This window comes from Streptococcus sp. CL6.35, assembly GCF_049737915.1.
GTDB lineage: Bacteria > Bacillota > Bacilli > Lactobacillales > Streptococcaceae > Streptococcus.
The window spans coordinates 343,285-364,480 of sequence record NZ_JBKOTU010000001.1 but is presented as its reverse complement, the minus strand read 5'-3'; the positions used below and the strand labels follow the sequence as shown (position 1 = coordinate 364,480).

Genomic DNA, 21,196 nt, shown 5'->3' with positions numbered 1-21,196 from the left:
TATATTTTTAGAAAAATCCTTTAATCTTTCCAACGAGGCCATCTAGACCTTCAGAACCAGAAATCAACTGCTGAGCTTGAGAGAAGTATTCTCCAAGCTGTTCTTGATTTTCTGCAACAAATGTTTTTGCAGCTTCGAAATCTTTTGTTTCGATTAACTCTTTTACTTGATTAAACAAATCTAATGGGTTCATCTTATTTCTCCTTTTCTGTACTTAACTATTTAATCATCTTTATGATAAAAAATCAACTGTTGCTGCTTTTGGATAGGACCTGTTTTTATCTACAAGTTCTCATAACTAAGATTCTAACTACCAAAACAAGGTGGACATAAAAATAAAAATGTTCGGGTTTTTCTAGTGTATCCATGAAATAAAAACGGATACATGTTATAATAGAAATAGCTCTTTAATGGAGGTGTTTGAGTGGAAAATCTGAAGAAAATGGCAGGTATCAAGGCTGCTGAGTTTGTCAAGGATGGCATGGTAGTCGGACTTGGAACGGGGTCTACTGCCTATTATTTCGTAGAAGAAATCGGTCGTCGGATCAAGGAAGAAGGGTTACAGATTACAGCTGTAACGACTTCTAGTGTGACTAGTAAACAGGCTGAAGGGCTTAATATCCCACTCAAGTCTATTGACCAAGTAGACTTTGTCGATGTGACAGTCGACGGGGCGGATGAAGTGGATAGTCGGTTTAATGGAATCAAAGGTGGTGGTGGTGCCCTCCTGATGGAGAAGGTTGTTGCAACGCCCTCAAAAGAATATATTTGGGTAGTGGATGAAAGCAAGCTGGTCGAGAAACTAGGTGCTTTTAAATTGCCTGTAGAAGTGGTTCAGTATGGCGCGGAACAGGTCTTTCGTCGTTTTGAACGAGCTGGCTACAAACCAAGTTTCCGTGAAAAAGACGGCCAACGTTTTGTGACCGATATGCAGAATTTTATCATTGACCTTGCCTTGGATGTCATTGAAGATCCAATTGCTTTCGGACAAGAATTGGACCATGTCGTTGGTGTTGTAGAGCACGGCTTATTCAACCAAATGGTGGATAAGGTCATCGTTGCTGGACGAGACGGGGTTCAGATTTTAACTTCAACAAAAGCAAGATAACTAAAATAATAAGGAGATACACTATGTCAAAATTTAATCGTATTCACTTGGTGGTATTGGATTCTGTAGGAATCGGTGCTGCACCAGATGCCAATAACTTTGTCAATGCAGGGGTTCCAGATGGAGCCTCTGACACACTGGGACACATTTCCAAAACAGTTGGTTTGAATGTGCCAAACATGGCTAAAATCGGTCTTGGAAATATTCCTCGCGAAACGCCTTTGAAGACTGTACCGGCTGAAAGCAACCCAACAGGATATGCAACAAAATTAGAGGAAGTATCTCTTGGTAAGGATACTATGACTGGACACTGGGAAATCATGGGACTCAACATTACTGAGCCTTTCGATACTTTCTGGAACGGATTCCCAGAAGAAATCTTGACAAAAATCGAAGAATTCTCAGGACGCAAGGTTATTCGTGAAGCTAACAAACCTTACTCAGGAACAGCCGTTATCGATGACTTTGGACCACGTCAGATGGAAACTGGGGAGTTGATTATCTATACTTCAGCTGACCCTGTTTTGCAAATTGCTGCCCACGAAGACATTATTCCTTTGGATGAATTGTACCGTATCTGTGAATACGCTCGTTCGATTACCCTTGAGCGCCCTGCCCTTCTAGGCCGCATCATTGCCCGTCCATATGTTGGTGAACCAGGTAACTTTACTCGTACAGCAAACCGTCGTGACTTGGCCGTATCTCCATTTGCACCAACTGTTTTGGATAAACTCAATGAAGCTGGTATCGATACTTACGCTGTTGGTAAAATCAATGATATCTTTAACGGTGCGGGTATCAACCATGACATGGGCCACAACAAGTCAAACAGCCACGGAATTGATACATTATTGAAGACCATGGGACTTGTTGAATTTGAAAAAGGATTCTCCTTCACAAACTTAGTTGACTTTGATGCCCTTTACGGCCACCGTCGCAATGCTCATGGTTACCGTGATTGTTTGCATGAGTTTGATGAACGCTTGCCTGAAATTATCGCAGCCATGAGAGAGAATGACCTTCTCTTGATTACTGCGGACCATGGAAATGACCCAACCTATGCAGGAACAGACCACACTCGTGAATATATTCCATTGTTGGCTTACAGCCCTGCCTTTAAAGGAAATGGTCTCATTCCTGTCGGACATTTTGCAGATATCTCAGCAACAGTTGCGGATAACTTTGGTGTTGAAACAGCCATGATTGGGGAAAGTTTCTTAGATAAATTGGTATAAGATGACACGATATGCTTTACTTGTTCGGGGAATTAATGTCGGTGGGAAAAATAAGGTTGTCATGGCGGAGCTTCGTCAAGAATTAACAGAGTTGGGACTGGGAAATGTTGAAACCTACATCAACAGTGGCAATATTTTCTTTACTTCGACAGACCCCAAAGTCCGATTGGTTGAAAAGTTAGAGGCTTTCTTTGAAGTCCATTATCCATTTATTCAGAGCTTTTCTTTGCTGAGTCAGGAAGATTATGAAGAAGAGCTGAATAATCTGCCAGCTTGGTGGATCAAAGATTTGGCACGAAAGGATTTCCTCTTTTACACTGAGGGATTGGATGTTGTTCAAGTCATTGAGACAGTTGAAAGTTTGGAATTGAAAGATGAAATCGTTCATTTTGGAAGACTTGGGATTTTCTGGGGGAAATTCTCTGAGGAATCCTACTATGCAACTGCCTATCACAAATACTTACTCAAGATGCCTTTTTATCGCAACATCACCATTCGTAATGCTAAAACTTTCGACAAAATCGGTCAAATGCTAAAAAATAATAAAGGAGACATACAATGACATTTTTAGATAAAATCAATGAAACTGCTGCCTTCCTGAAAGAAAAGGGTATCCTAGCGCCTGAGTTCGGTCTAATCCTTGGATCAGGACTTGGAGAATTGGCAGAAGAAATCGAAAATCCAGTTGTAGTAGATTATGCAGATATCCCAAACTGGGGCCGTTCTACAGTAGTCGGACACGCTGGGAAATTGGTATATGGAGAACTTGCAGGTCGTAAGGTCTTGGCTCTTCAAGGTCGTTTCCATTTCTACGAAGGCAATCCTCTTGAGGTCGTGACTTTCCCAGTTCGTGTGATGAAAGTACTCGGATGTGAAGGTGTCATTGTAACCAATGCAGCTGGCGGTATTGGATATGGGCCTGGTACTTTGATGGCTATCTCAGACCATATCAACATGACAGGTCAAAACCCATTGATGGGTGAAAACTTGGATGAATTTGGTCCTCGTTTCCCAGATATGTCTAAAGCCTATACACCAGAATACCGTGCTACTGCCCATGAAGTGGCTAAGAAACTTGGTATCAAGCTTGATGAAGGTGTCTATATCGGTGTAACTGGTCCGACTTATGAAACACCAGCAGAAATTCGCGCCTATAAGACACTGGGAGCAGATGCAGTTGGTATGTCGACTGTTCCTGAAGTTATTGTGGCAGCTCACTCAGGCTTGAAAGTTCTCGGTATTTCATGTATTACTAACCATGCTGCAGGCTTCCAAGAAGAACTCAACCACGAAGAAGTTGTAGAAGTGACTGAACGTGTTAAAGGTGATTTCAAAGGCTTGCTTAAAGCGATTCTTGCTGAATTGTAATCATGTTAATAGAATTGAGGAGTATTTTTCGAAAAATCCCTTATAATTTTAGATTATTCATAGCAGTAATTCTACAAGGAATAGTTTCGGGTTTATCTGGTATTTTTCTCCATTATCTTTTAGAGATAGTAGAGAGTCTAGCTTTTGGTCAGTCAGAACATCATAGTGGATTTTTGACAGATGGAGTTTCCTCCTCAAGGATAGGACTATGTTTAATAATTGTGGGTCTTGGCTCATCCTTGGTCTGGTATTTCTTGCAAAAAGGGTCGAAGATTTATTCCATCAAAGCTCAGATGAAGGATGAGACTTCACAATACAAGCTTCATTTTCTAAAACAGCTATTTCATTCAATTTGGCAGATTATTGCAGTTGGAGGGGGAGCGCCTATTGGTAAAGAAGCTGCGCCACGAGAGATTGGAACTCTATTTGCAGGGCCAATTGGAAAAATATGTTTTCTCTCTAAGAAGGATCAAATCTTTCTCCTTGCTTGTGGTGCTGGTGCTGGTTTAGCGGCTGTCTATCAGGTTCCATTAACAAGTGTCTTCTTTGTTTTTGAAACCCTAGGAATTGCTCTATCTATTAAACGATTTGTCTTAATCGGTTTGACTACCTATGTTTCAACCTATATAGCAGGCTTGGTTATTTCAGATCAGGCTCTCTACCAGATTCCATCCCTCTCATGGTCATTAAAGGAAATATGGATTATTCCCTTATTACTTCTTTTCTTAACTCCACTAGCTTGGTTTTTTGGTCGCTTAAGTAAAGAAGTGTCTTCAAACAGGATAAAAGATAAACGAGTACTTCTCACATTGCCTACAGCTTTTCTTTTTCTTGGTGGATTGGCAAGTTATTTTCCACACCTACTTGGAAATGGACGGATGATGGCTCAGGAGATTTTAAATGGTAGCAGTGGCCAAACAGTGCTTCTCATGTTTTTCCTAAAAGCAGTGGTCGTTCTTATTACTCTTTGGGCAGGAGCCTATGGTGGTACACTCACACCATCTTTTGCTTTGGGGATGGCTGGAGCTGCACTCCTTGGCATAATTCTAGGTGGAGATAGCCATTTAACCATGTTGCTTTTGGGATCTGTTTGCTTTTTGTCTGTGACCTTGAGGGCGCCCATTTCTGCAACTGGATTAGTAATAGGCTTCACTGGGCTAGGTTTAGATTCTCTTCCGTATTTCTTAGTAACTGCTTTCCTAGCTTATGGTTTTGCAAAAGTGTTAGATCGCTTTCCTTGGACTAGCATACTGTGTCAGAAGTCAAAGAGTAAAGTAATTAGGTAGGAAATGCCCATTTCTTCTAGTCAATGATTTGATTTAAAAGATTAAAAAAACTCTCAATTTATTTATAACTGTTTTAAATAAAAATGTAGTAGGCCTATTGGAATCTTGATTGAATCCGATTTTTCCTAGCTATGAAATATAAAAATAAAAAAAGAAAGGTAGAGCGCGTGTTCTAATTTGAACACGAACGGAAAACTTTTCTAAAAATTCAGAAGAGAAGGGGAGTTCTGCTTTGAATTGAAGCCGGTCTAATCTTCTCAATATCATCAAAATTAAGAAAGAAAGGAATTGAACCCACCCTAAAAGCAGTGGGAAAAAGATAGTTGGTCTAGCGAGCATCGCTCACTGCACCCAACTCCTATTTTCCCTTTGCTTTTTGACGGGTTTGGTATCTTATATTATGTCTATCCATATTGCTGCTCAGCAGGGTGAAATTGCTGATAAAATTCTTCTTCCTGGGGATCCTCTTCGTGCTAAGTTTATTGCGGAGAACTTCCTTGAAGATGCTGTTTGTTTTAACGAAGTGCGTAACATGTTTGGTTACACTGGTACTTACAGTGGTCACCGTGTATCAGTTATGGGAACTGGGATGGGGATGCCATCTATTTCGATTTATGCGCGTGAGTTGATTGTTGACTACGGTGTGAAGAAATTGATTCGTGTGGGAACTGCAGGTTCTTTGAATGAAGATGTTCACGTTCGTGAATTGGTTTTGGCGCAAGCAGCTGCAACCAACTCTAACATCATCCGCAATGACTGGCCACAGTACGATTTCCCACAAATTGCTAGCTTTGATTTGCTGGACAAGGCCTACCATATCGCTAAAGAACTTGGTATGACAACCCACGTTGGGAACGTTTTGTCATCTGATGTCTTTTACTCAAACTACTTTGAAAAGAATATCGAGCTTGGTAAATGGGGGGTCAAGGCTGTGGAAATGGAAGCAGCAGCCCTTTACTATCTGGCAGCCCAACACCATGTTGACGCGCTTGCTATCATGACTATTTCTGATAGTTTGGTCAATCCAGATGAAGACACGACTGCAGAAGAACGTCAAAATACCTTCACTGATATGATGAAGGTTGGTTTGGAAACCTTGATTGCAGAATAATTATAGCCAAAAAAGGAAGCCCTTCTTTATGAATTGGAGGACTTCCTTTTCTTATCTAGAAATTGATCTAGCTCTCTTTGGTTTCGAAGAATAGTGACTTTATGTGAGTATTCTTGGCAAAGTTTTTGGTAATTCTCTTTTTGAGCTTTAGTCCGTCCATCCCAGAGAATCCATCTGATAAATTCCCAATTAAATTGTTCTTGACAACCAACTGCCATACTTTCTCTGACCTTGCCTCGGTATTTGAGGTATCGTTTAAAGGCTCGAAAGAGACAGGTCAATGGCGAAAAATTAAGAAAGATGATTTGGTCAGCATCCTGCATTCTTTCCTCATAGAAACACCAAGAATAATTTCCATCAATAACCCAAGCTTCATGCTTGGTGAGAAAGTTTTTCATCTCTGTCAACATCCATTCGCGGTCACTGTCTTGCCAACCAGGTTGAAATTGGAGCGTGTCCATGTGAAGTTTGGGGATGGAGTAGCAGTGAGACAACTTTTTAGCTAGAGTTGACTTACCAGCACCAGAATATCCGATAATTGCGATTTTCATTTCCTACCTTTTTCCTATTTGGAGACAAAAAAACAGCCTCTATGGACTGTTTCTTATTTAGCAAGTTTAGCTGAAAGACGAGCTTTGTCGCGACTTGCTTTGTTTTTGTGAATCAAACCTTTAGTTTCTGCTTTATCGATAGCTGAGCTAGCAGCACGGAAAAGTTCTTCAGATGGGTTTGCTTCGAAAGCTTTGATAGCAGTACGCATAGCTGATTTTTGAGCTGAGTTCTTTTCGTTTTGTTTAACGTTCAATTCAGCGCGTTTGATAGCTGATTTAATGTTTGCCAATGTTCTTACCTCCATATTTACTAACTATACCATTATATCTGAAAACTTACGTTTTGACAAGGGAAAATTATTTTTTTAAGTAAATTTCATCGATTTCATGGTTCTTTGTTTTATGAAGAATCACTTCTGCACGATTTCTAGTTGGTTCAATATAATTTTGTAGATTTGTGAGATTGATACTGGTCCAGACCTGATGGGCAAAGGATTCCACTTCCCCAATCGGCATTTGTGTAAAACGATAATAGTAGCTATCAGGATCGTTTTGGGCTAGGCTCAGCATTTTCAAGAAACGGTCCAGATACCAACTCTCGATGTCATCGACTGCAGCATCGACATAGATGGAAAAGTCAAAGAAGTCAGTAATGTAGAGACGCTCGTTTTGTGGATTTTGAAAGACATTTATTCCTTCAACAATGACAAAATCAGCAGCTTTGACGCTTTGCTTTTCCTCGGGTACGATGTCGTAGACTTCATGAGAATAGACAGGAATATCTACATCTTGTCCATTTTTGATGTGATCCAGGAAGTTGAGAAGAGCTTCCATATCATAGCTTTCAGGAAATCCCTTGCGATTTAAAATCCCTTGTTCAATCAAGGTCTGGTTGGGATAGAGAAAGCCGTCAGTTGTTACCAACTCAACCGTAGCATCTGTAAGGGTACGGGACAGTAGGATTTGAAGTAGGCGACTGGTTGTGGATTTTCCAACGGCAACACTCCCAGAAACCCCAATGATAAAAGGCTGGGATTTGCTTTCACGTTGAAGGAAAATCCCTTTTGAAAAGGCCAAATCATCCTTGGTACGCTTGTAAATCTGGATGAGATGGGCTAGGGGGAGATAGACATCGGTAACATCCTGCAAGCTAATCTGGTCATTAAAACTCTTGATGGATTCTAATTCCTCTTCTGTCAAAGGAGGTGTGGTTTTTCTATGTAACGATTGCCAAGTCTGGCGGCTGATTTTTTCAAAATGTAAAAATTCGTTGGTCATTTGTTTTCCCCTAGATATTTTGTTTATCATACCATAAAAAGCTAAAAAAATAAAGTGGTTTCTTGATGATAGTAAACCAATATCGTATAATAGAAGTAGATAGGGTTGACCAATTTATTGATGAGGTAGGAGCTACTTTCTCCTGACTTATAAGCCAATAAAGGGGGCTTTGGGATTCACAATTTATAGGAGGTGTACTATGAAAATCTTAAAAAGTTATATACTGGAACTCTGTTTTATTTTAAGTTTTGCACTACCTTTTATAAAAGGGGCGAATGCGGATAATGGTAGACGCTTTGTGGAAATCTATTACGGTTTTACTTTTTTGATGGAACATGCTATTGTAACAGCTATCTTTATCTGTTCGCTCTTGATTGCTTGCCTACTAAAAAAACGGTGGACGAAATGGCTTGCTGCTGGTAGTTATTTCTTTTTAGTTCTATGGATTGCTACAGAGGGTTATTTCTTCCGCATGTCGCTAGAAGATTTGGTACGACTTTGGACAAGTTGGGAAATCCTGACAAAAACGTATCAGTTGGGCTTTTATCTAAACATCCTGTTGGGAATTTTGTTGATAATTAAGTATCTGAAGGTTAAGCAATAGTAATAAGAATGCGCCTAATTATAGATGATAAACATTTTGTTATATCCTAATTATGATATTTCTAGTTCTAAATGGCTTATTATTTATAAGTGTTTAAAGAGATTGAAGAAAATGTTTTACTTACTAGCTTTCTTCAGTCTTTTTCGTTTTATTATCAATTTGTAAACGATTTACAATTTAAGTCAAATTATGGTAAAATAGTTTCATGAGTAAAATGTATTATGCAGAAAATCCTGACGCTGCTCACGACATTCATGAGTTGAGAGTGGACTTATTGGGAGAAAAAATGACCTTTTTGACGGATGCGGGTGTTTTTAGCAAGAAAATGGTTGACTTTGGCAGTCAACTCTTGCTCAAGTGTCTAGAGGTCAACCAAGGAGAAACTGTCCTTGATGTAGGCTGTGGTTATGGGCCTTTGGGCTTATCCTTGGCTAAGGCTTATGGGGTTCAGGCGACCATGGTTGATATCAATAATCGTGCCTTGGATTTGGCGCGACAAAATGCTGAACGAAATAAAGTAGAAGCGACGATTTTCCAGTCCAACATCTATGAACAAGTTGAAGGGGAATTTGACCATGTCATTTCCAATCCTCCTATCCGTGCGGGCAAGCAAGTGGTTCATGAAATCATTGAGAAAAGTAAAGATTTCTTGGAAACTGGTGGAGATTTAACAATCGTTATCCAGAAGAAACAAGGGGCCCCAAGCGCCAAGTCAAAGATGGAGGAAGTGTTTGGCAATTGTGAAATCGTCAAAAAAGATAAGGGATACTATATCCTTAGAAGTGTGAAAGAATGAGAGCAGTTGATTTAATCCAAAAGAAACGAGATGGTCAAGAGCTGACTTCGAGTGAAATTGAATGGCTGGTAGAAGGCTATGTGTCAGGAACTGTTCCTGATTATCAGATGTCTGCCTTTGCTATGGCTGTCTATTTCAAAGGAATGACGACTCGAGAAATATCTGATTTGACCATGAGAATGGTTCAGACAGGCCAAGAGTTTGATTTATCCGCTATTGATGGGGTTAAGGTTGACAAGCATTCTACTGGGGGTGTTGGTGACAAGGTGACTTTGATTTTAGCTCCTCTTGTTGCTAGCTTCGGTGTACCTGTGGCAAAAATGAGTGGTCGTGGTCTCGGCCATACTGGCGGAACAATTGATAAGTTGGAGTCCATTAAGGGTTATCAAGTAGAACGTAGTCAAGAGGATTTTATTCGTCAGGTACAGGACATTGGTGTATCTGTCATTGGGCAATCAGACCAGCTGGTCAAAGCAGATAAGCTTCTCTACGCCCTCCGTGATGTAACCGCAACTGTCGACACGATTCCTTTGATTGCGAGTTCGGTGATGAGCAAGAAAATTGCGGCAGGGGCGGATGCTATTTTGCTAGACGTGACTGTCGGTGAGGGGGCCTTCATGAAGACGGTTGATGAGGCGCGTGAACTGGCTCAAACTATGGTGGAACTTGGTAAGGCAGTTGGTCGAAAGACGGTAGCAGTCATTACGGATATGAGTCAGCCCTTGGGACGTGCTATTGGAAATCGCCTTGAAATCCTTGAAGCACTGGAGATTTTACAAGGGCAAGGTCGTCAGGATATTACCCACTTCATCTGTGAATTGGCTCAAATTATGCTTGGTTTGGCAAATGTAAATAAAACAGTTGAAGAAGTTCGCCAACATCTTGAAAATGGTCAAGCACTGGCTAAGTTTGAGGAGATGATCCAAGCCCAAGGTGGAGACTTGGAAGACCTCTATCGTCCTGTCAATGTGGCCTATGTGGTGGAAATCCCTGCTCAGGAAACGGGTGTCATTTCAGCTCTCCCAGCAATGGAATTTGGGCTTTATGCCATGAGACTGGGGGCAGGCCGTGCAGTCAAGTCTGATGCCTTGGACTATGAAACAGGAATTGTTTTTGAAAAGAAAGTTGGAGACTCCGTTCAAAAGGGGGAAATTGTTGCAAAAGTATACACAAATGGAAAAATTTCTCCTCAGCTAGTTACAGATTTTCAAAAATATGTTAAAATAAATGATAGGGTGCAAAGTTTACGAGAAATTATAGAAATTATCTCATAAACCTCAGGAGAATCCGAATATGAAATTAAATAAATATATCGATCATACGCTTTTAAAACAAGATGCAACAGAAAATCAAATTAATTGTTTGTTGTCTGAAGCTAGAGAGTATGATTTTGCCAGTGTTTGCGTTAATCCGACCTGGGTCGAACATGCTAAAAAAGGGCTTGAAGGCACCGATGTCAAGGTCTGCACAGTAGTAGGTTTCCCTTTGGGAGCAACAACTTCAGCTGTGAAAGCTTTTGAAACCAAAGAAGCTATTCAAAATGGTGCAGACGAGATTGATATGGTGATCAATGTTGGAGCTCTCAAAACAGGTAATCTTGATTTGGTTGAGTCAGATATTCGCGCAGTCGCGGAAGCAAGTGGTGACAAGTTAGTGAAAGTCATTATTGAAGCTTGCCTTCTGACCGACCAAGAAAAAGTTGTGGCTTGCCAATTAGCTCAAAAAGCAGGAGCTGACTTTGTCAAAACATCTACTGGCTTTTCAACTGGTGGTGCTACGGTAGCAGATGTTACATTAATGCGTGAAACAGTTGGTCCTGATATGGGTGTCAAGGCTGCTGGTGGAGCTCGTTCTTATGCAGATGCTCTTGCATTTGTGGAAGCAGGGGCGACCCGTATCGGAACTTCAGCTGGGGTAGCCATTTTAAAAGGAGAATTGGCAGATGGCGACTACTGAGTTGATTGAACTGGCAATTGAAACCAGCAAACATGCCTATGTCCCCTATTCTCACTTTCCTATCGGAGCAGTTTTAGTGGCAAAAGACGGAAGTGTTTACACAGGAGTGAATATCGAAAATGCTAGCTATCCTTTGACCAATTGCGGTGAGAGAACAGCCATTTTTAAGGCTATATCTGAAGGACAAAGAGAGTTTTCAGAATTGATTGTCTATGGACAGACTGAAAAACCGATTTCACCATGTGGTGCTTGTCGCCAAGTAATGGTCGAATTTTTTGAACAAGATCTAAAAGTGACCTTAGTCGCAAAAGATAAATCGACGGTCGAGATGACGGTCGGGGAGTTACTTCCATATTCTTTTACAGACTTAAACTAGTCTGAGTCGCTCTCTGAGTGGCACGGTCCTTGTGGCCAACCAATCCATATTTGCAACATCGTTGCACATCTTATTTAGGAGGTTCAGTAATGAACAAGAAACAATGGCTAGGCCTTGGTCTAGTTGCAGTGGCAGCAGTTGGACTTGCTGCATGTGGTAACCGCTCTTCTCGTAAGGCAGCTTCATCTTCTGATGTGAAGACAAAAGCAGCAATCGTCACTGATACTGGTGGTGTTGATGACAAATCATTCAACCAATCAGCTTGGGAAGGTTTGCAGGCTTGGGGTAAAGAACACAATCTTTCAAAAGATAACGGTTTCACTTACTTCCAATCAACAAGTGAAGCTGACTACGCTAACAACTTGCAACAAGCGGCTGGAAGTTACAACCTAATCTTCGGTGTTGGTTTTGCCCTTCACAATGCGGTTGAAGAAGCAGCTAAAGAACATTCTGACTTGAACTATGTCTTGATTGATGATGTGATTAAAGATAAAAAGAATGTTGCTAGTGTAACTTTCGCTGATAATGAGTCAGGTTACCTCGCAGGTGTTGCAGCAGCTAAAACAACTAAGACAAAACAAGTTGGTTTTGTAGGTGGGCAGGAATCAGAAGTTATCTCTCGTTTTGAAGCTGGTTTCAAGGCTGGTGTTGCCTCAGTAGACCCATCTATCAAAGTACAAGTTGACTACGCTGGTTCATTTGGTGATGCTGCTAAAGGTAAAACAATTGCAGCCGCACAATACGCAGCTGGTGCAGATATTGTTTACCAAGTAGCTGGTGGTACAGGTGCAGGTGTCTTTGCAGAAGCAAAATCACTTAACGAAAGCCGTCCTGAAAATGAAAAAGTTTGGGTTATCGGTGTTGACCGTGACCAAGAAGCAGAAGGTAAATACACTTCTAAAGATGGTAAAGAATCAAACTTTGTTCTTGTATCTACTTTGAAACAAGTTGGTACAACTGTAAAAGATATTTCTAACAAGGCAGAAAAAGGTGAATTCCCTGGCGGTCAAGTAATCGTTTACTCATTGAAAGATAAAGGGGTTGACTTGGCAGTAACAAACCTTTCAGAAGAAGGTAAAAAAGCTGTCGAAGATGCTAAAGCTAAAATCCTTGATGGAAGCGTAAAAGTTCCTGCAAAATAATGGATGGAAGTCATTTCTTAGGAAGCGGTCCTCGGCCGCTTTTTAAGAGTTGAGACAAAGTCATTTTGTCTCAGTAAAGCTTGCTACTAGACAAACTAGCAAGTTTTATTGAAATAAAATAAGACTCTGAAAGGAAGAGCACATGGCACACGAAAATGTCATTGAGATGCGTGATATTACCAAGGTGTTTGGTGAATTTGTTGCCAACGACAAAATCAACCTGCACCTACGAAAAGGTGAAATTCATGCACTTTTAGGAGAAAATGGGGCTGGTAAGTCCACGCTCATGAACATGTTAGCAGGCCTTCTTGAACCAACTAGTGGTGAAATCGCGGTCAACGGTCAAGTTGTCAACCTTGACTCCCCATCTAAAGCAGCTGGCTTGGGAATCGGAATGGTTCACCAGCACTTTATGTTGGTAGAAGCCTTCACAGTGGCTGAAAACATCATTTTAGGTAGTGAATTGACTAAAAATGGTGTGCTAGATATCGCTGGAGCTAGCAAAGAAATCAAGGCTCTTTCTGAACGTTATGGCTTAGCTGTTGACCCTTCTGCCAAGGTGGCAGATATCTCAGTTGGAGCCCAACAACGTGTAGAAATTTTAAAAACCCTTTATCGTGGGGCTGATATTCTTATCTTTGACGAACCAACGGCTGTCTTGACTCCATCAGAAATTGATGAGTTGATGGCTATTTTGAAAAATCTTGTCAAAGAAGGGAAATCAATTATCTTGATTACCCACAAGTTGGACGAGATTCGTGCAGTTTCTGACCGCGTTACAGTTATCCGTCGTGGGAAATCAATTGAAACTGTCGAAATCGCAGGGGCTACCAATGCTGATTTGGCAGAAATGATGGTAGGACGTTCTGTTTCCTTTAAAACAGAGAAACAAGCCTCTCAACCAAAAGAAGTGGTCTTGTCTATTAAAGACTTGGTGGTCAATGAAAACCGCGGTGTTCCAGCTGTTAAAAATCTGTCCTTGGATGTTCGTTCTGGAGAGATTGTTGGGATTGCGGGGATTGATGGAAATGGTCAGTCTGAACTGATTCAAGCCATTACAGGTCTTCGCAAGGTTGAATCTGGTAGCATTGAGCTAAAAGGAGATTCAATTGTAGGCTTACACCCACGTCAGATTACAGAGTTGAGTGTTGGGCACGTTCCAGAAGACCGTCACCGTGATGGTTTGATTTTAGAAATGATGATCTCTGAAAATATTGCCCTTCAAACCTACTACAAAGAACCACATAGTAAAAATGGAATTTTGAACTATTCAAATATTACTTCTTATGCTAAAAAGCTAATGGAAGAGTTTGATGTTCGTGCTGCAAATGAATTTGTTCCTGCAGCTGCACTCTCAGGAGGAAATCAACAAAAAGCAATTATTGCTCGTGAAATTGATCGTGATCCTGATCTCCTTATCGTCAGCCAGCCAACTCGTGGGTTGGATGTCGGTGCCATTGAATATATCCACAAGCGCTTGATTGAAGAGCGTGATAATGGCAAGGCTGTCCTTGTTGTCAGCTTTGAATTGGATGAGATTTTAAACGTCTCAGACCGTATTGCCGTTATCCACGATGGTAAGATTCAAGGTATTGTATCACCAGAAACAACCAATAAACAAGAACTTGGTGTCTTGATGGCTGGTGGAAACTTGGGAAAGGAGAAGAGTGATGTCTAAAAAATTACAACAAATTTCGGTTCCCTTGATTTCTGTATTCCTTGGAATTTTACTTGGAGCCATTGTCATGTGGATCTTCGGCTATGATGCTATTTGGGGCTATGAAGAATTGTTCTATACAGCCTTTGGTAGTCTACGCGGGATTGGGGAAATCTTCCGTGCTATGGGGCCTTTGGTCTTGATTGGTCTGGGTTTTGCCGTTGCCAGTCGCGCAGGTTTCTTTAACGTCGGGCTTCCTGGTCAGGCTTTGGCAGGTTGGATTCTCAGTGGTTGGTTTGCCTTGTCTCATCCAGATATGCCACGTCCTTTGATGATTTTAGCAACTATCGTGATTGCCCTGATTGCTGGTGGGATTGTCGGAGCGATTCCAGGTATTCTTAGAGCCTATCTAGGGACGTCAGAGGTTATCGTAACCATCATGATGAACTACATCGTATTGTATGTAGGGAATGCCTTTATCCATGCCTTCCCTAAAGACTTTATGCAAAGTACAGATTCGACCATTCGTGTTGGGGCTAATGCAACCTATCAGACACCTTGGTTGGCTGAGTTGACTGGTAATTCGCGGATGAATATTGGTATTTTCTTTGCCATCATTGCCGTTGCAGTTATTTGGTTCATGCTCAAGAAAACAACCCTTGGTTTTGAAATCCGTGCGGTTGGTCTTAATCCACATGCTTCAGAATATGCTGGTATTTCTGCAAAAAGAACGATTATCCTCTCAATGATTATTTCAGGTGCCTTGGCAGGTCTTGGTGGAGCTGTTGAAGGACTTGGAACCTTCCAGAACGTCTATGTTCAAGGGGCATCTTTAGCTGTTGGATTTAACGGTATGGCGGTTAGTCTGCTTGCGGCCAACTCACCAATTGGTATTCTCTTTGCAGCCTTCCTATTTGGTGTTCTCCAAGTTGGAGCCCCTGGTATGAATGCGGCGCAGGTACCGTCTGAGCTTGTCAGCATTGTAACAGCGTCTATTATCTTCTTTGTCAGTGTTCATTACCTTATCGAACGCTTTGTCAAACCGAAAAAACAAGTTAAAGGAGGTAAGTAAAGATGTCTATTACAACCTTGCTCACCCTCTTGGTGTCTTCTATGCTGATTTACTCAGCGCCCCTCATCTTTACAAGTATTGGTGGTGTTTTCTCTGAACGTGGTGGTGTCGTAAACGTCGGCCTTGAAGGAATTATGGTTATGGGTGCCTTTTCTGGAGTTGTCTTTAACCTTGAATTTGCAGAACAATTTGGAGCAGCAACTCCATGGCTATCCTTGCTTGTAGCAGGATTGGTTGGTGGTCTATTCTCTATTATCCACGCGGCAGCGACGGTTCATTTCCGTGCAGACCATGTTGTCAGCGGTACGGTTTTGAACTTGATGGCGCCTGCCTTGGCTGTTTTCTTGGTAAAAGTTCTTTATAACAAAGGACAAACCGACAACCTAAGTCAGACTTTTGGACGCTTTGACTTCCCAGTCTTGGCAAATATCCCAGTTATCGGTGATATTTTCTTCAAGTCAACTAGTCTACTTGGTTATCTGGCCATTGCCTTCTCATTCCTTGCTTGGTTTATCCTCTTCAAGACTCGATTTGGTCTTCGTCTTCGCTCTGTCGGTGAACACCCTCAAGCAGCGGATACCTTGGGAATCAATGTCTACAAGATGAGATATTTTGGAGTTATTATTTCAGGTTTCCTAGGTGGAATTGGCGGAGCGATTTATGCTCAATCCATCTCAGTTAACTTCTCAGTGACAACTATTGTTGGACCTGGATTTATCGCTCTTGCTGCGATGATCTTTGGGAAATGGAATCCAATCGGAGCTATGCTATCTAGTCTTTTCTTTGGACTTTCACAAAGTTTGGCTGTTATCGGTTCTCAATTGCCGTTCCTACAAGGTGTGCCAACAGTTTATCTTCAAATCGCACCTTATGTCTTGACAATTCTTGTCTTGGCAGCCTTCTTTGGAAAAGCAGTTGCACCAAAAGCAGATGGTATTAACTATATCAAATCAAAATAAGTATACAAAAAAACGTCAGTTCTGTTCAAACTGGCGTTTATTTTTTAGAATTTTGATGGGTTAAGTTTAATCCCCAAGGGACAAGATTTTCAGTCTTATTCTGGATACGTGTGATATTATCCTTATGCCGAATGATAATCAAACTAGCAAGTGCTAGGATAATAGCGATGAAGAGAGGATCATAGTTGCTCAGGATAAAACCAAAAAGTGGAAAGAGTAGAACTCCAATGACAGCCGCGATAGATGCTGTGACACTAGATAGTGAAATCATACTACCAAGATAGAGGGTTCCAAAGAAAACAACTGCTAGGTAGAGACAGAAGACAGGCGCAAATCCGAAAACCACTCCTGCACTGGTTGCGACAGCCTTTCCACCCTTAAATCCTGCAAAGATAGGGAAGGTATGTCCAATAACAGCCAAAAGTCCAAAGATGAGAGGCGAAACACCTTGCAGATGAAACATAATCGGAAGAAGTGTTGCTAGGGTTCCTTTGAAAAAGTCAATCACAAAGGTTGCCATACCAGCTTTCTTGCCTAAAATGCGGAAGGTATTGGTCGTTCCAGTGTTACCAGAACCATGCTCGCGCAGATTGATTTGAAAGAATACTTGTCCAATCCAGAGACCAGACGGAATCGAACCCAGCAGATAAGCTAGGATTAATAAAACTATTGTAATCATACTCCTATTATATCATGAAATGGAGAAGAAAGGCAGAGAATCTCTTCTGAAATTGTCACACCGGAGAAAGAAAAATTTTGCAAAATCCTTGGAAAACCTGTAGAATAGTAAAGATGAACGAATAGGAGGTTCCTTGTGTCAAAAAAGGAAATCAATATTAACAATTATAATGATGATGCCATTCAGGTGCTAGAAGGGTTGGATGCGGTCCGAAAACGTCCAGGGATGTATATCGGATCGACCGATGGCGCTGGGCTCCACCACCTAGTCTGGGAAATCGTCGATAATGCTGTCGATGAAGCCTTGTCTGGATTTGGTGACCGTATTGATGTGACCATTAATAAAGACGGCAGTTTAACGGTTCAAGACCACGGACGTGGGATGCCGACTGGAATGCACGCGATGGGAATCCCAACAGTTGAGGTTATCTTTACCATTCTTCACGCCGGAGGGAAATTCGGTCAGGGTGGCTACAAGACATCTGGTGGTCTCCACGGGGTGGGTTCTTCCGTTGTTAACGCTCTTTCAAGTTGGCTGGAAGTTGAAATTACCCGTGATGGGGCAATCTATAAGCAACGTTTTGAAAATGGTGGAAAACCTGTCACGACTCTGAAGAAAATCGGTACAGCACCCAAGTCTAAGACAGGTACCAAAGTGACCTTCATGCCAGATGCGACGATCTTTTCTACGACAGATTTCAAGTACAATACCATCTCAGAGCGTCTTAATGAATCAGCCTTTCTCTTGAAAAATGTGACCTTGTCTTTGACTGATAAACGAACAGACGAAGCGATTGAATTCCACTATGAAAATGGGGTACAAGACTTTGTTTCTTACCTCAACGAAGACAAGGAGACCTTAACGCCAGTTCTTTACTTTGAAGGGGAAGACAATGGTTTCCAAGTGGAAGTGGCCCTCCAGTACAATGACGGATTTTCAGATAACATTCTATCCTTTGTCAATAACGTTCGCACCAAGGACGGTGGAACGCACGAGACAGGTCTCAAGTCTGCTATCACCAAGGTTATGAATGACTATGCGCGTAAGACGGGGCTTCTCAAGGAAAAAGATAAAAACCTTGAAGGGTCAGACTATCGTGAAGGACTAGCAGCCGTTCTTTCTATCTTGGTACCTGAAGAACATTTGCAGTTTGAAGGTCAGACCAAGGACAAACTTGGAAGCCCACTAGCTCGTCCGGTTGTGGATGGAATAGTGGCTGATAAGTTGACCTTCTTCCTTATGGAAAACGGAGAACTAGCTGCTAACCTTATCCGCAAGGCTATCAAGGCGCGTGATGCTCGTGAAGCGGCCCGCAAGGCGCGTGATGAGAGCCGAAATGGGAAGAAAAATAAAAAAGACAAGGGCTTGTTGTCTGGGAAATTAACCCCAGCCCAGTCTAAGAATCCAGCTAAGAATGAACTCTATCTAGTCGAGGGAGATTCTGCCGGAGGTTCTGCCAAACAAGGCCGTGACCGCAAGTTCCAGGCTATTCTACCTCTTCGTGGTAAGGTTATCAATACAGCCAAGGCCAAGATGGCGGATATCCTCAAAAATGAAGAAATTAACACCATGATTTATACCATCGGTGCGGGTGTCGGAGCAGACTTCTCCCTTGAAGATGCCAACTATGACAAGATCATTATCATGACCGATGCGGATACAGACGGTGCCCACATTCAGACTTTACTCTTGACATTTTTCTACCGCTACATGCGTCCGCTAGTTGAGGCGGGACATGTCTATATTGCCCTTCCGCCTCTTTACAAGATGTCCAAAGGAAAAGGCAAGAAAGAAGAAGTGGCCTACGCTTGGACAGACGGAGAACTTGAAGAACTCCGCAAGCAGCTCGGTAAAGGCGCTACCCTCCAACGCTATAAAGGGCTTGGTGAGATGAATGCGGACCAGCTCTGGGAAACAACCATGAATCCAGAAACCCGTACCCTTATCCGTGTCACCATTGAAGATCTGGCTCGCGCCGAACGTCGCGTCAATGTCCTTATGGGAGACAAGGTCGAACCACGACGTAAGTGGATTGAAGATAATGTCAAGTTTACGCTGGAAGAAGCGACAGTGTTTTAATGATTTAGTAAGATTAAGAGTGATAGCCGTAAACGAGGAGAAATTTATGATTAAATTTTTGAGGAATATTGACTATAGCACAAAAGGTGATGTGTTATCGGGATTTACTGATGAGGTAGTAAAAAATATTCTTATTGATTACTATCAAAACAATTTAAAACTTAACGAAATTATTAAAAAATATTCTATTCATACTATAGCATCTAATTTAAGAAAAGAATTTCCAAAAGTTTCTACTTCGTTTATTTGTGAGATATGTGGTGAAGAAAAATACATCCAACTACCGACAAAAAAGGATTATGACAAGCTAGTTAATAATGACCAGTTAGATAACTATTTCGTTCAAGACAATAGATGCTTCAGTTGTGGGCATAAAAATAATGATGATGACTGCTCTTGTGATTATTGTTCAAAAGAAAAGCGTCGAAAAATACTGGACACTTATTTTCTTGAAGAAATTCGATATATATCCGGGTTTGGGCTACGAGAGCAGCTATATTTATCAACTATTTTACAGGGATTTAATATTAGTGAAGATGAATTTGATATTCCTTCTTTCTCGGAAATCAAAAATCAAAAATTACCACAAATGTTTTTTGATGGTAATTATCCCATTGATGAAATATACTTTCTGAAAGAAAAGAATATTTTAGAAATATCCCCAAGAAGCTCTACAACTGCATTTTGTAGTAATAAAGAAATTAAACAAGACCCCAAATTTGCAAATGAAAAATTTCCAAATGTGTTTTATAAGACAAGAGTACGTTTCTCTTTTCAAAATTTAAAAAATGTTTATTCAGAGAAAGATGAACACTGGTTTTCAAATTTTAAGTTTTTAACAAATCTTAAATTTACTGAGACTGAAATAAATCAACTGTGGTTAGAGTTGGCTGAAAAAGAATTGTTTAAACTATTTGACTATCAATTTAGGGAGGAATTTCATTTTGAATATTCTTCAGGGTATAGCGAGAAAGATGAAAATAAGGCTAAGCAACTTATAAAAACAGAAATTAAAAATCTTTTATTTGAATATTCGCCGTCAAAAGTCTACTGTATATTATATCAGGGAGTAAAAAAAGCTGTAACACATAAACAGAAGTATGGTATGACACATTACAGAGACAACCAAGTTCAATTTGTTATTTCTTATGGGATTAAATCATGGCTAAAATATAATGAGGAGCGTATTAGTGATTATGATTATCCTTGGACTTCGGAGATGTCGTTAGTTTCTACTCTATTTTTTAAAAATATTTTACAGAATGATGAGTGGTTTTATAACTTAATCCCTATTGATAAAGTTGAAATTATTGAGCAAGATTTCATGGAATATTTCTGTGGTCTATCACGAGAAAAACAACTTTCATTATTAGAAAAACTATCACTAATTAGCGAGTATTCTTTACTTAGGGAAGAAACTGACTAACAAATACCCTTGCGTACCTCACTTCCCCCAAAATATCTTCCTAAAAAAGTGACTGACAGAAAAAAAGTCAGTTTGTCTGTCTCATGGGAGAGACTGGCACAAAAATATTCAAAAAGAACAATGAAAAAAGTATATGAAGTAAAAAGTTTGTCCCTGAGTGACTTAGACAACTAGGAGTTTATCGGCTTGGTAGGTCTGCACCATTCGGATTTACGGATTTTTGCTGGAAAAGAAGCTGTAGAAATCGGCTGGCGTTTGCGAAAAGAGTTTTGGAATCGTGGTTATGAGACGGAGGCTGTCCAAGCCTGTCTAGACTTCGCTTTCCAGCAAGCTGGCTTGTCAGAAGTTTACTCTTTTACATCCTTGTACAATCTCCCTTCGCAAAAAGTCATGCAAAAGCTAGGCATGGAATTTGTCAAAGAATTTGATAATGAAAAAGTTCCAGCAGTCAGTCCTCTTTATAGACATATCCTTTACAGAATCAAGAGTTTTCACTAAAAAGGCAGGTATTCC

The 21,196-nt window shown here is 40.9% G+C and carries 22 protein-coding genes and 1 pseudogene; 18 read left to right on the top strand and 5 right to left on the bottom strand.

Annotated elements, in window-relative coordinates; genetic code table 11:
• Nucleotides 1-7: 7 nt before the first annotated feature.
• Nucleotides 8-193 carry a hypothetical protein gene (locus ACLNCP_RS01835; RefSeq protein ID WP_001068558.1) on the bottom strand — a complete coding sequence of 62 codons (186 nt, stop codon included), beginning with the start codon at nt 191-193 and terminating at the stop codon, nt 8-10.
• Nucleotides 194-424: 231 nt separating this feature from the next.
• On the opposite strand from ACLNCP_RS01835, the gene rpiA reads away from it, so the two are divergent.
• The 6 genes from rpiA (at nt 425) to deoD (ending at nt 6,108) form a co-directional block, all read left to right on the top strand.
• Nucleotides 425-1,108, top strand: coding sequence for a ribose-5-phosphate isomerase RpiA (gene rpiA, locus ACLNCP_RS01830; RefSeq protein ID WP_261052522.1), 684 nt, complete (start codon nt 425-427; stop codon nt 1,106-1,108).
• Between the two features lie 23 nt (nt 1,109-1,131).
• Nucleotides 1,132-2,343, top strand: coding sequence for a phosphopentomutase (locus ACLNCP_RS01825; RefSeq protein ID WP_424843951.1), 1,212 nt, complete (start codon nt 1,132-1,134; stop codon nt 2,341-2,343).
• Between the two features lies 1 nt (nt 2,344).
• The gene (locus ACLNCP_RS01820) at nt 2,345-2,905 is read left to right on the top strand and encodes a DUF1697 domain-containing protein (RefSeq protein WP_424843950.1); all 561 of its coding nucleotides are present in this window, start codon (nt 2,345-2,347) and stop codon (nt 2,903-2,905) included.
• On the top strand, nt 2,902-3,711 hold the full coding sequence (locus tag ACLNCP_RS01815; protein WP_247927791.1) for a purine-nucleoside phosphorylase: 810 nt from the start codon (nt 2,902-2,904) through the stop codon (nt 3,709-3,711). The genes ACLNCP_RS01820 and ACLNCP_RS01815 overlap by 4 nt, the downstream gene beginning before the upstream one ends.
• 2 nt (nt 3,712-3,713) lie before the next feature.
• Nucleotides 3,714-4,997, top strand: coding sequence for a chloride channel protein (locus ACLNCP_RS01810; RefSeq protein WP_424843949.1), 1,284 nt, complete (start codon nt 3,714-3,716; stop codon nt 4,995-4,997).
• A gap of 400 nt (nt 4,998-5,397) precedes the next feature.
• Entirely contained in the window at nt 5,398-6,108 is a 711-nt protein-coding gene (gene deoD / locus ACLNCP_RS01805; RefSeq protein ID WP_049550868.1) for a purine-nucleoside phosphorylase, read from the top strand.
• A gap of 26 nt (nt 6,109-6,134) precedes the next feature.
• On the opposite strand, the gene ACLNCP_RS01800 is transcribed toward deoD, so the two are convergent.
• The 3 genes from ACLNCP_RS01800 to coaA all read right to left on the bottom strand — a co-directional run bounded on the left by ACLNCP_RS01800 (nt 6,135) and on the right by coaA (nt 7,937).
• Nucleotides 6,135-6,659, bottom strand: a complete 525-nt coding sequence (locus tag ACLNCP_RS01800; protein WP_424843948.1) for a DNA topology modulation protein — start codon at nt 6,657-6,659, stop codon at nt 6,135-6,137.
• A 53-nt stretch (nt 6,660-6,712) separates the two neighbouring features.
• On the bottom strand, nt 6,713-6,949 hold the full coding sequence (rpsT, locus tag ACLNCP_RS01795; protein WP_001274000.1) for a 30S ribosomal protein S20: 237 nt from the start codon (nt 6,947-6,949) through the stop codon (nt 6,713-6,715).
• Between the two features lie 67 nt (nt 6,950-7,016).
• A complete protein-coding gene (gene coaA / locus ACLNCP_RS01790) occupies nt 7,017-7,937 on the bottom strand; it encodes a type I pantothenate kinase (protein ID WP_004258795.1) in 921 nt (306 codons plus the stop codon).
• Between the two features lie 199 nt (nt 7,938-8,136).
• Between coaA and ACLNCP_RS01785 the strand changes: the two genes are divergently transcribed.
• The 9 genes from ACLNCP_RS01785 (at nt 8,137) to ACLNCP_RS01745 (ending at nt 16,499) form a co-directional block, all read left to right on the top strand.
• Nucleotides 8,137-8,541 carry a hypothetical protein gene (locus ACLNCP_RS01785; RefSeq protein ID WP_000698112.1) on the top strand — a complete coding sequence of 135 codons (405 nt, stop codon included), beginning with the start codon at nt 8,137-8,139 and terminating at the stop codon, nt 8,539-8,541.
• Between the two features lie 205 nt (nt 8,542-8,746).
• Nucleotides 8,747-9,337, top strand: coding sequence for a class I SAM-dependent methyltransferase (locus ACLNCP_RS01780; RefSeq protein WP_424843947.1), 591 nt, complete (start codon nt 8,747-8,749; stop codon nt 9,335-9,337).
• Nucleotides 9,334-10,611 carry a pyrimidine-nucleoside phosphorylase gene (locus ACLNCP_RS01775; RefSeq protein WP_424843946.1) on the top strand — a complete coding sequence of 426 codons (1,278 nt, stop codon included), beginning with the start codon at nt 9,334-9,336 and terminating at the stop codon, nt 10,609-10,611. Before ACLNCP_RS01780 ends, ACLNCP_RS01775 begins: the two co-directional genes overlap by 4 nt.
• Before the next feature lie 19 nt (nt 10,612-10,630).
• The gene (deoC, locus tag ACLNCP_RS01770) at nt 10,631-11,293 is read left to right on the top strand and encodes a deoxyribose-phosphate aldolase (protein WP_265480662.1); all 663 of its coding nucleotides are present in this window, start codon (nt 10,631-10,633) and stop codon (nt 11,291-11,293) included.
• The gene (locus tag ACLNCP_RS01765; protein WP_000246088.1) at nt 11,280-11,669 is read left to right on the top strand and encodes a cytidine deaminase; all 390 of its coding nucleotides are present in this window, start codon (nt 11,280-11,282) and stop codon (nt 11,667-11,669) included. The genes deoC and ACLNCP_RS01765 overlap by 14 nt, the downstream gene beginning before the upstream one ends.
• Nucleotides 11,670-11,758: 89 nt before the next feature.
• Nucleotides 11,759-12,811, top strand: a complete 1,053-nt coding sequence (locus ACLNCP_RS01760) for a BMP family lipoprotein (protein ID WP_001036120.1) — start codon at nt 11,759-11,761, stop codon at nt 12,809-12,811.
• Between the two features lie 142 nt (nt 12,812-12,953).
• Nucleotides 12,954-14,489, top strand: coding sequence for an ABC transporter ATP-binding protein (locus ACLNCP_RS01755; protein WP_227325995.1), 1,536 nt, complete (start codon nt 12,954-12,956; stop codon nt 14,487-14,489).
• On the top strand, nt 14,482-15,540 hold the full coding sequence (locus tag ACLNCP_RS01750; RefSeq protein ID WP_023942990.1) for an ABC transporter permease: 1,059 nt from the start codon (nt 14,482-14,484) through the stop codon (nt 15,538-15,540). Before ACLNCP_RS01755 ends, ACLNCP_RS01750 begins: the two co-directional genes overlap by 8 nt.
• A 2-nt stretch (nt 15,541-15,542) precedes the next feature.
• On the top strand, nt 15,543-16,499 hold the full coding sequence (locus tag ACLNCP_RS01745; protein ID WP_070527253.1) for an ABC transporter permease: 957 nt from the start codon (nt 15,543-15,545) through the stop codon (nt 16,497-16,499).
• A gap of 37 nt (nt 16,500-16,536) precedes the next feature.
• Here ACLNCP_RS01745 and plsY read toward each other — a convergent pair whose 3' ends face one another.
• Entirely contained in the window at nt 16,537-17,178 is a 642-nt protein-coding gene (plsY, locus tag ACLNCP_RS01740; protein WP_261029800.1) for a glycerol-3-phosphate 1-O-acyltransferase PlsY, read from the bottom strand.
• Nucleotides 17,179-17,313: 135 nt separating this feature from the next.
• On the opposite strand from plsY, the gene parE reads away from it, so the two are divergent.
• From parE to ACLNCP_RS01725, 3 genes and pseudogenes are all read left to right on the top strand, one after another.
• Entirely contained in the window at nt 17,314-19,257 is a 1,944-nt protein-coding gene (parE, locus tag ACLNCP_RS01735; protein ID WP_424843945.1) for a DNA topoisomerase IV subunit B, read from the top strand.
• Nucleotides 19,258-19,303: 46 nt separating this feature from the next.
• The gene (locus ACLNCP_RS01730) at nt 19,304-20,683 is read left to right on the top strand and encodes a hypothetical protein (RefSeq protein WP_173270332.1); all 1,380 of its coding nucleotides are present in this window, start codon (nt 19,304-19,306) and stop codon (nt 20,681-20,683) included.
• A gap of 174 nt (nt 20,684-20,857) precedes the next feature.
• Nucleotides 20,858-21,181 (top strand): annotated as a pseudogene (locus ACLNCP_RS01725) (GNAT family N-acetyltransferase); the annotation flags it as partial.
• Between the last annotated feature and the right edge of the window lie 15 nt (nt 21,182-21,196).

Bases quoted from the DNA above. Each gene is read 5' to 3' on its own strand.
- ACLNCP_RS01745 (WP_070527253.1), top strand. From the start codon at position 15,543: ATGTCTATTACAACCTTGCTCACCCTCTTGGTGTCTTCTATGCTGATT.
- ACLNCP_RS01810 (WP_424843949.1), top strand. From the start codon at position 3,714: ATGTTAATAGAATTGAGGAGTATTTTTCGAAAAATCCCTTATAATTTT.
- ACLNCP_RS01780 (WP_424843947.1), top strand. From the start codon at position 8,747: ATGAGTAAAATGTATTATGCAGAAAATCCTGACGCTGCTCACGACATT.
- ACLNCP_RS01760 (WP_001036120.1), top strand. From the start codon at position 11,759: ATGAACAAGAAACAATGGCTAGGCCTTGGTCTAGTTGCAGTGGCAGCA.
- coaA (WP_004258795.1), bottom strand. From the start codon at position 7,937: ATGACCAACGAATTTTTACATTTTGAAAAAATCAGCCGCCAGACTTGG.
- ACLNCP_RS01785 (WP_000698112.1), top strand. From the start codon at position 8,137: ATGAAAATCTTAAAAAGTTATATACTGGAACTCTGTTTTATTTTAAGT.
- ACLNCP_RS01775 (WP_424843946.1), top strand. From the start codon at position 9,334: ATGAGAGCAGTTGATTTAATCCAAAAGAAACGAGATGGTCAAGAGCTG.
- ACLNCP_RS01835 (WP_001068558.1), bottom strand. From the start codon at position 193: ATGAACCCATTAGATTTGTTTAATCAAGTAAAAGAGTTAATCGAAACA.
- ACLNCP_RS01755 (WP_227325995.1), top strand. From the start codon at position 12,954: ATGGCACACGAAAATGTCATTGAGATGCGTGATATTACCAAGGTGTTT.
- deoD (WP_049550868.1), top strand. From the start codon at position 5,398: ATGTCTATCCATATTGCTGCTCAGCAGGGTGAAATTGCTGATAAAATT.
- ACLNCP_RS01730 (WP_173270332.1), top strand. From the start codon at position 19,304: ATGATTAAATTTTTGAGGAATATTGACTATAGCACAAAAGGTGATGTG.
- deoC (WP_265480662.1), top strand. From the start codon at position 10,631: ATGAAATTAAATAAATATATCGATCATACGCTTTTAAAACAAGATGCA.
- ACLNCP_RS01815 (WP_247927791.1), top strand. From the start codon at position 2,902: ATGACATTTTTAGATAAAATCAATGAAACTGCTGCCTTCCTGAAAGAA.
- plsY (WP_261029800.1), bottom strand. From the start codon at position 17,178: ATGATTACAATAGTTTTATTAATCCTAGCTTATCTGCTGGGTTCGATT.
- ACLNCP_RS01820 (WP_424843950.1), top strand. From the start codon at position 2,345: ATGACACGATATGCTTTACTTGTTCGGGGAATTAATGTCGGTGGGAAA.
- ACLNCP_RS01765 (WP_000246088.1), top strand. From the start codon at position 11,280: ATGGCGACTACTGAGTTGATTGAACTGGCAATTGAAACCAGCAAACAT.
- ACLNCP_RS01825 (WP_424843951.1), top strand. From the start codon at position 1,132: ATGTCAAAATTTAATCGTATTCACTTGGTGGTATTGGATTCTGTAGGA.
- ACLNCP_RS01800 (WP_424843948.1), bottom strand. From the start codon at position 6,659: ATGAAAATCGCAATTATCGGATATTCTGGTGCTGGTAAGTCAACTCTA.
- ACLNCP_RS01750 (WP_023942990.1), top strand. From the start codon at position 14,482: ATGTCTAAAAAATTACAACAAATTTCGGTTCCCTTGATTTCTGTATTC.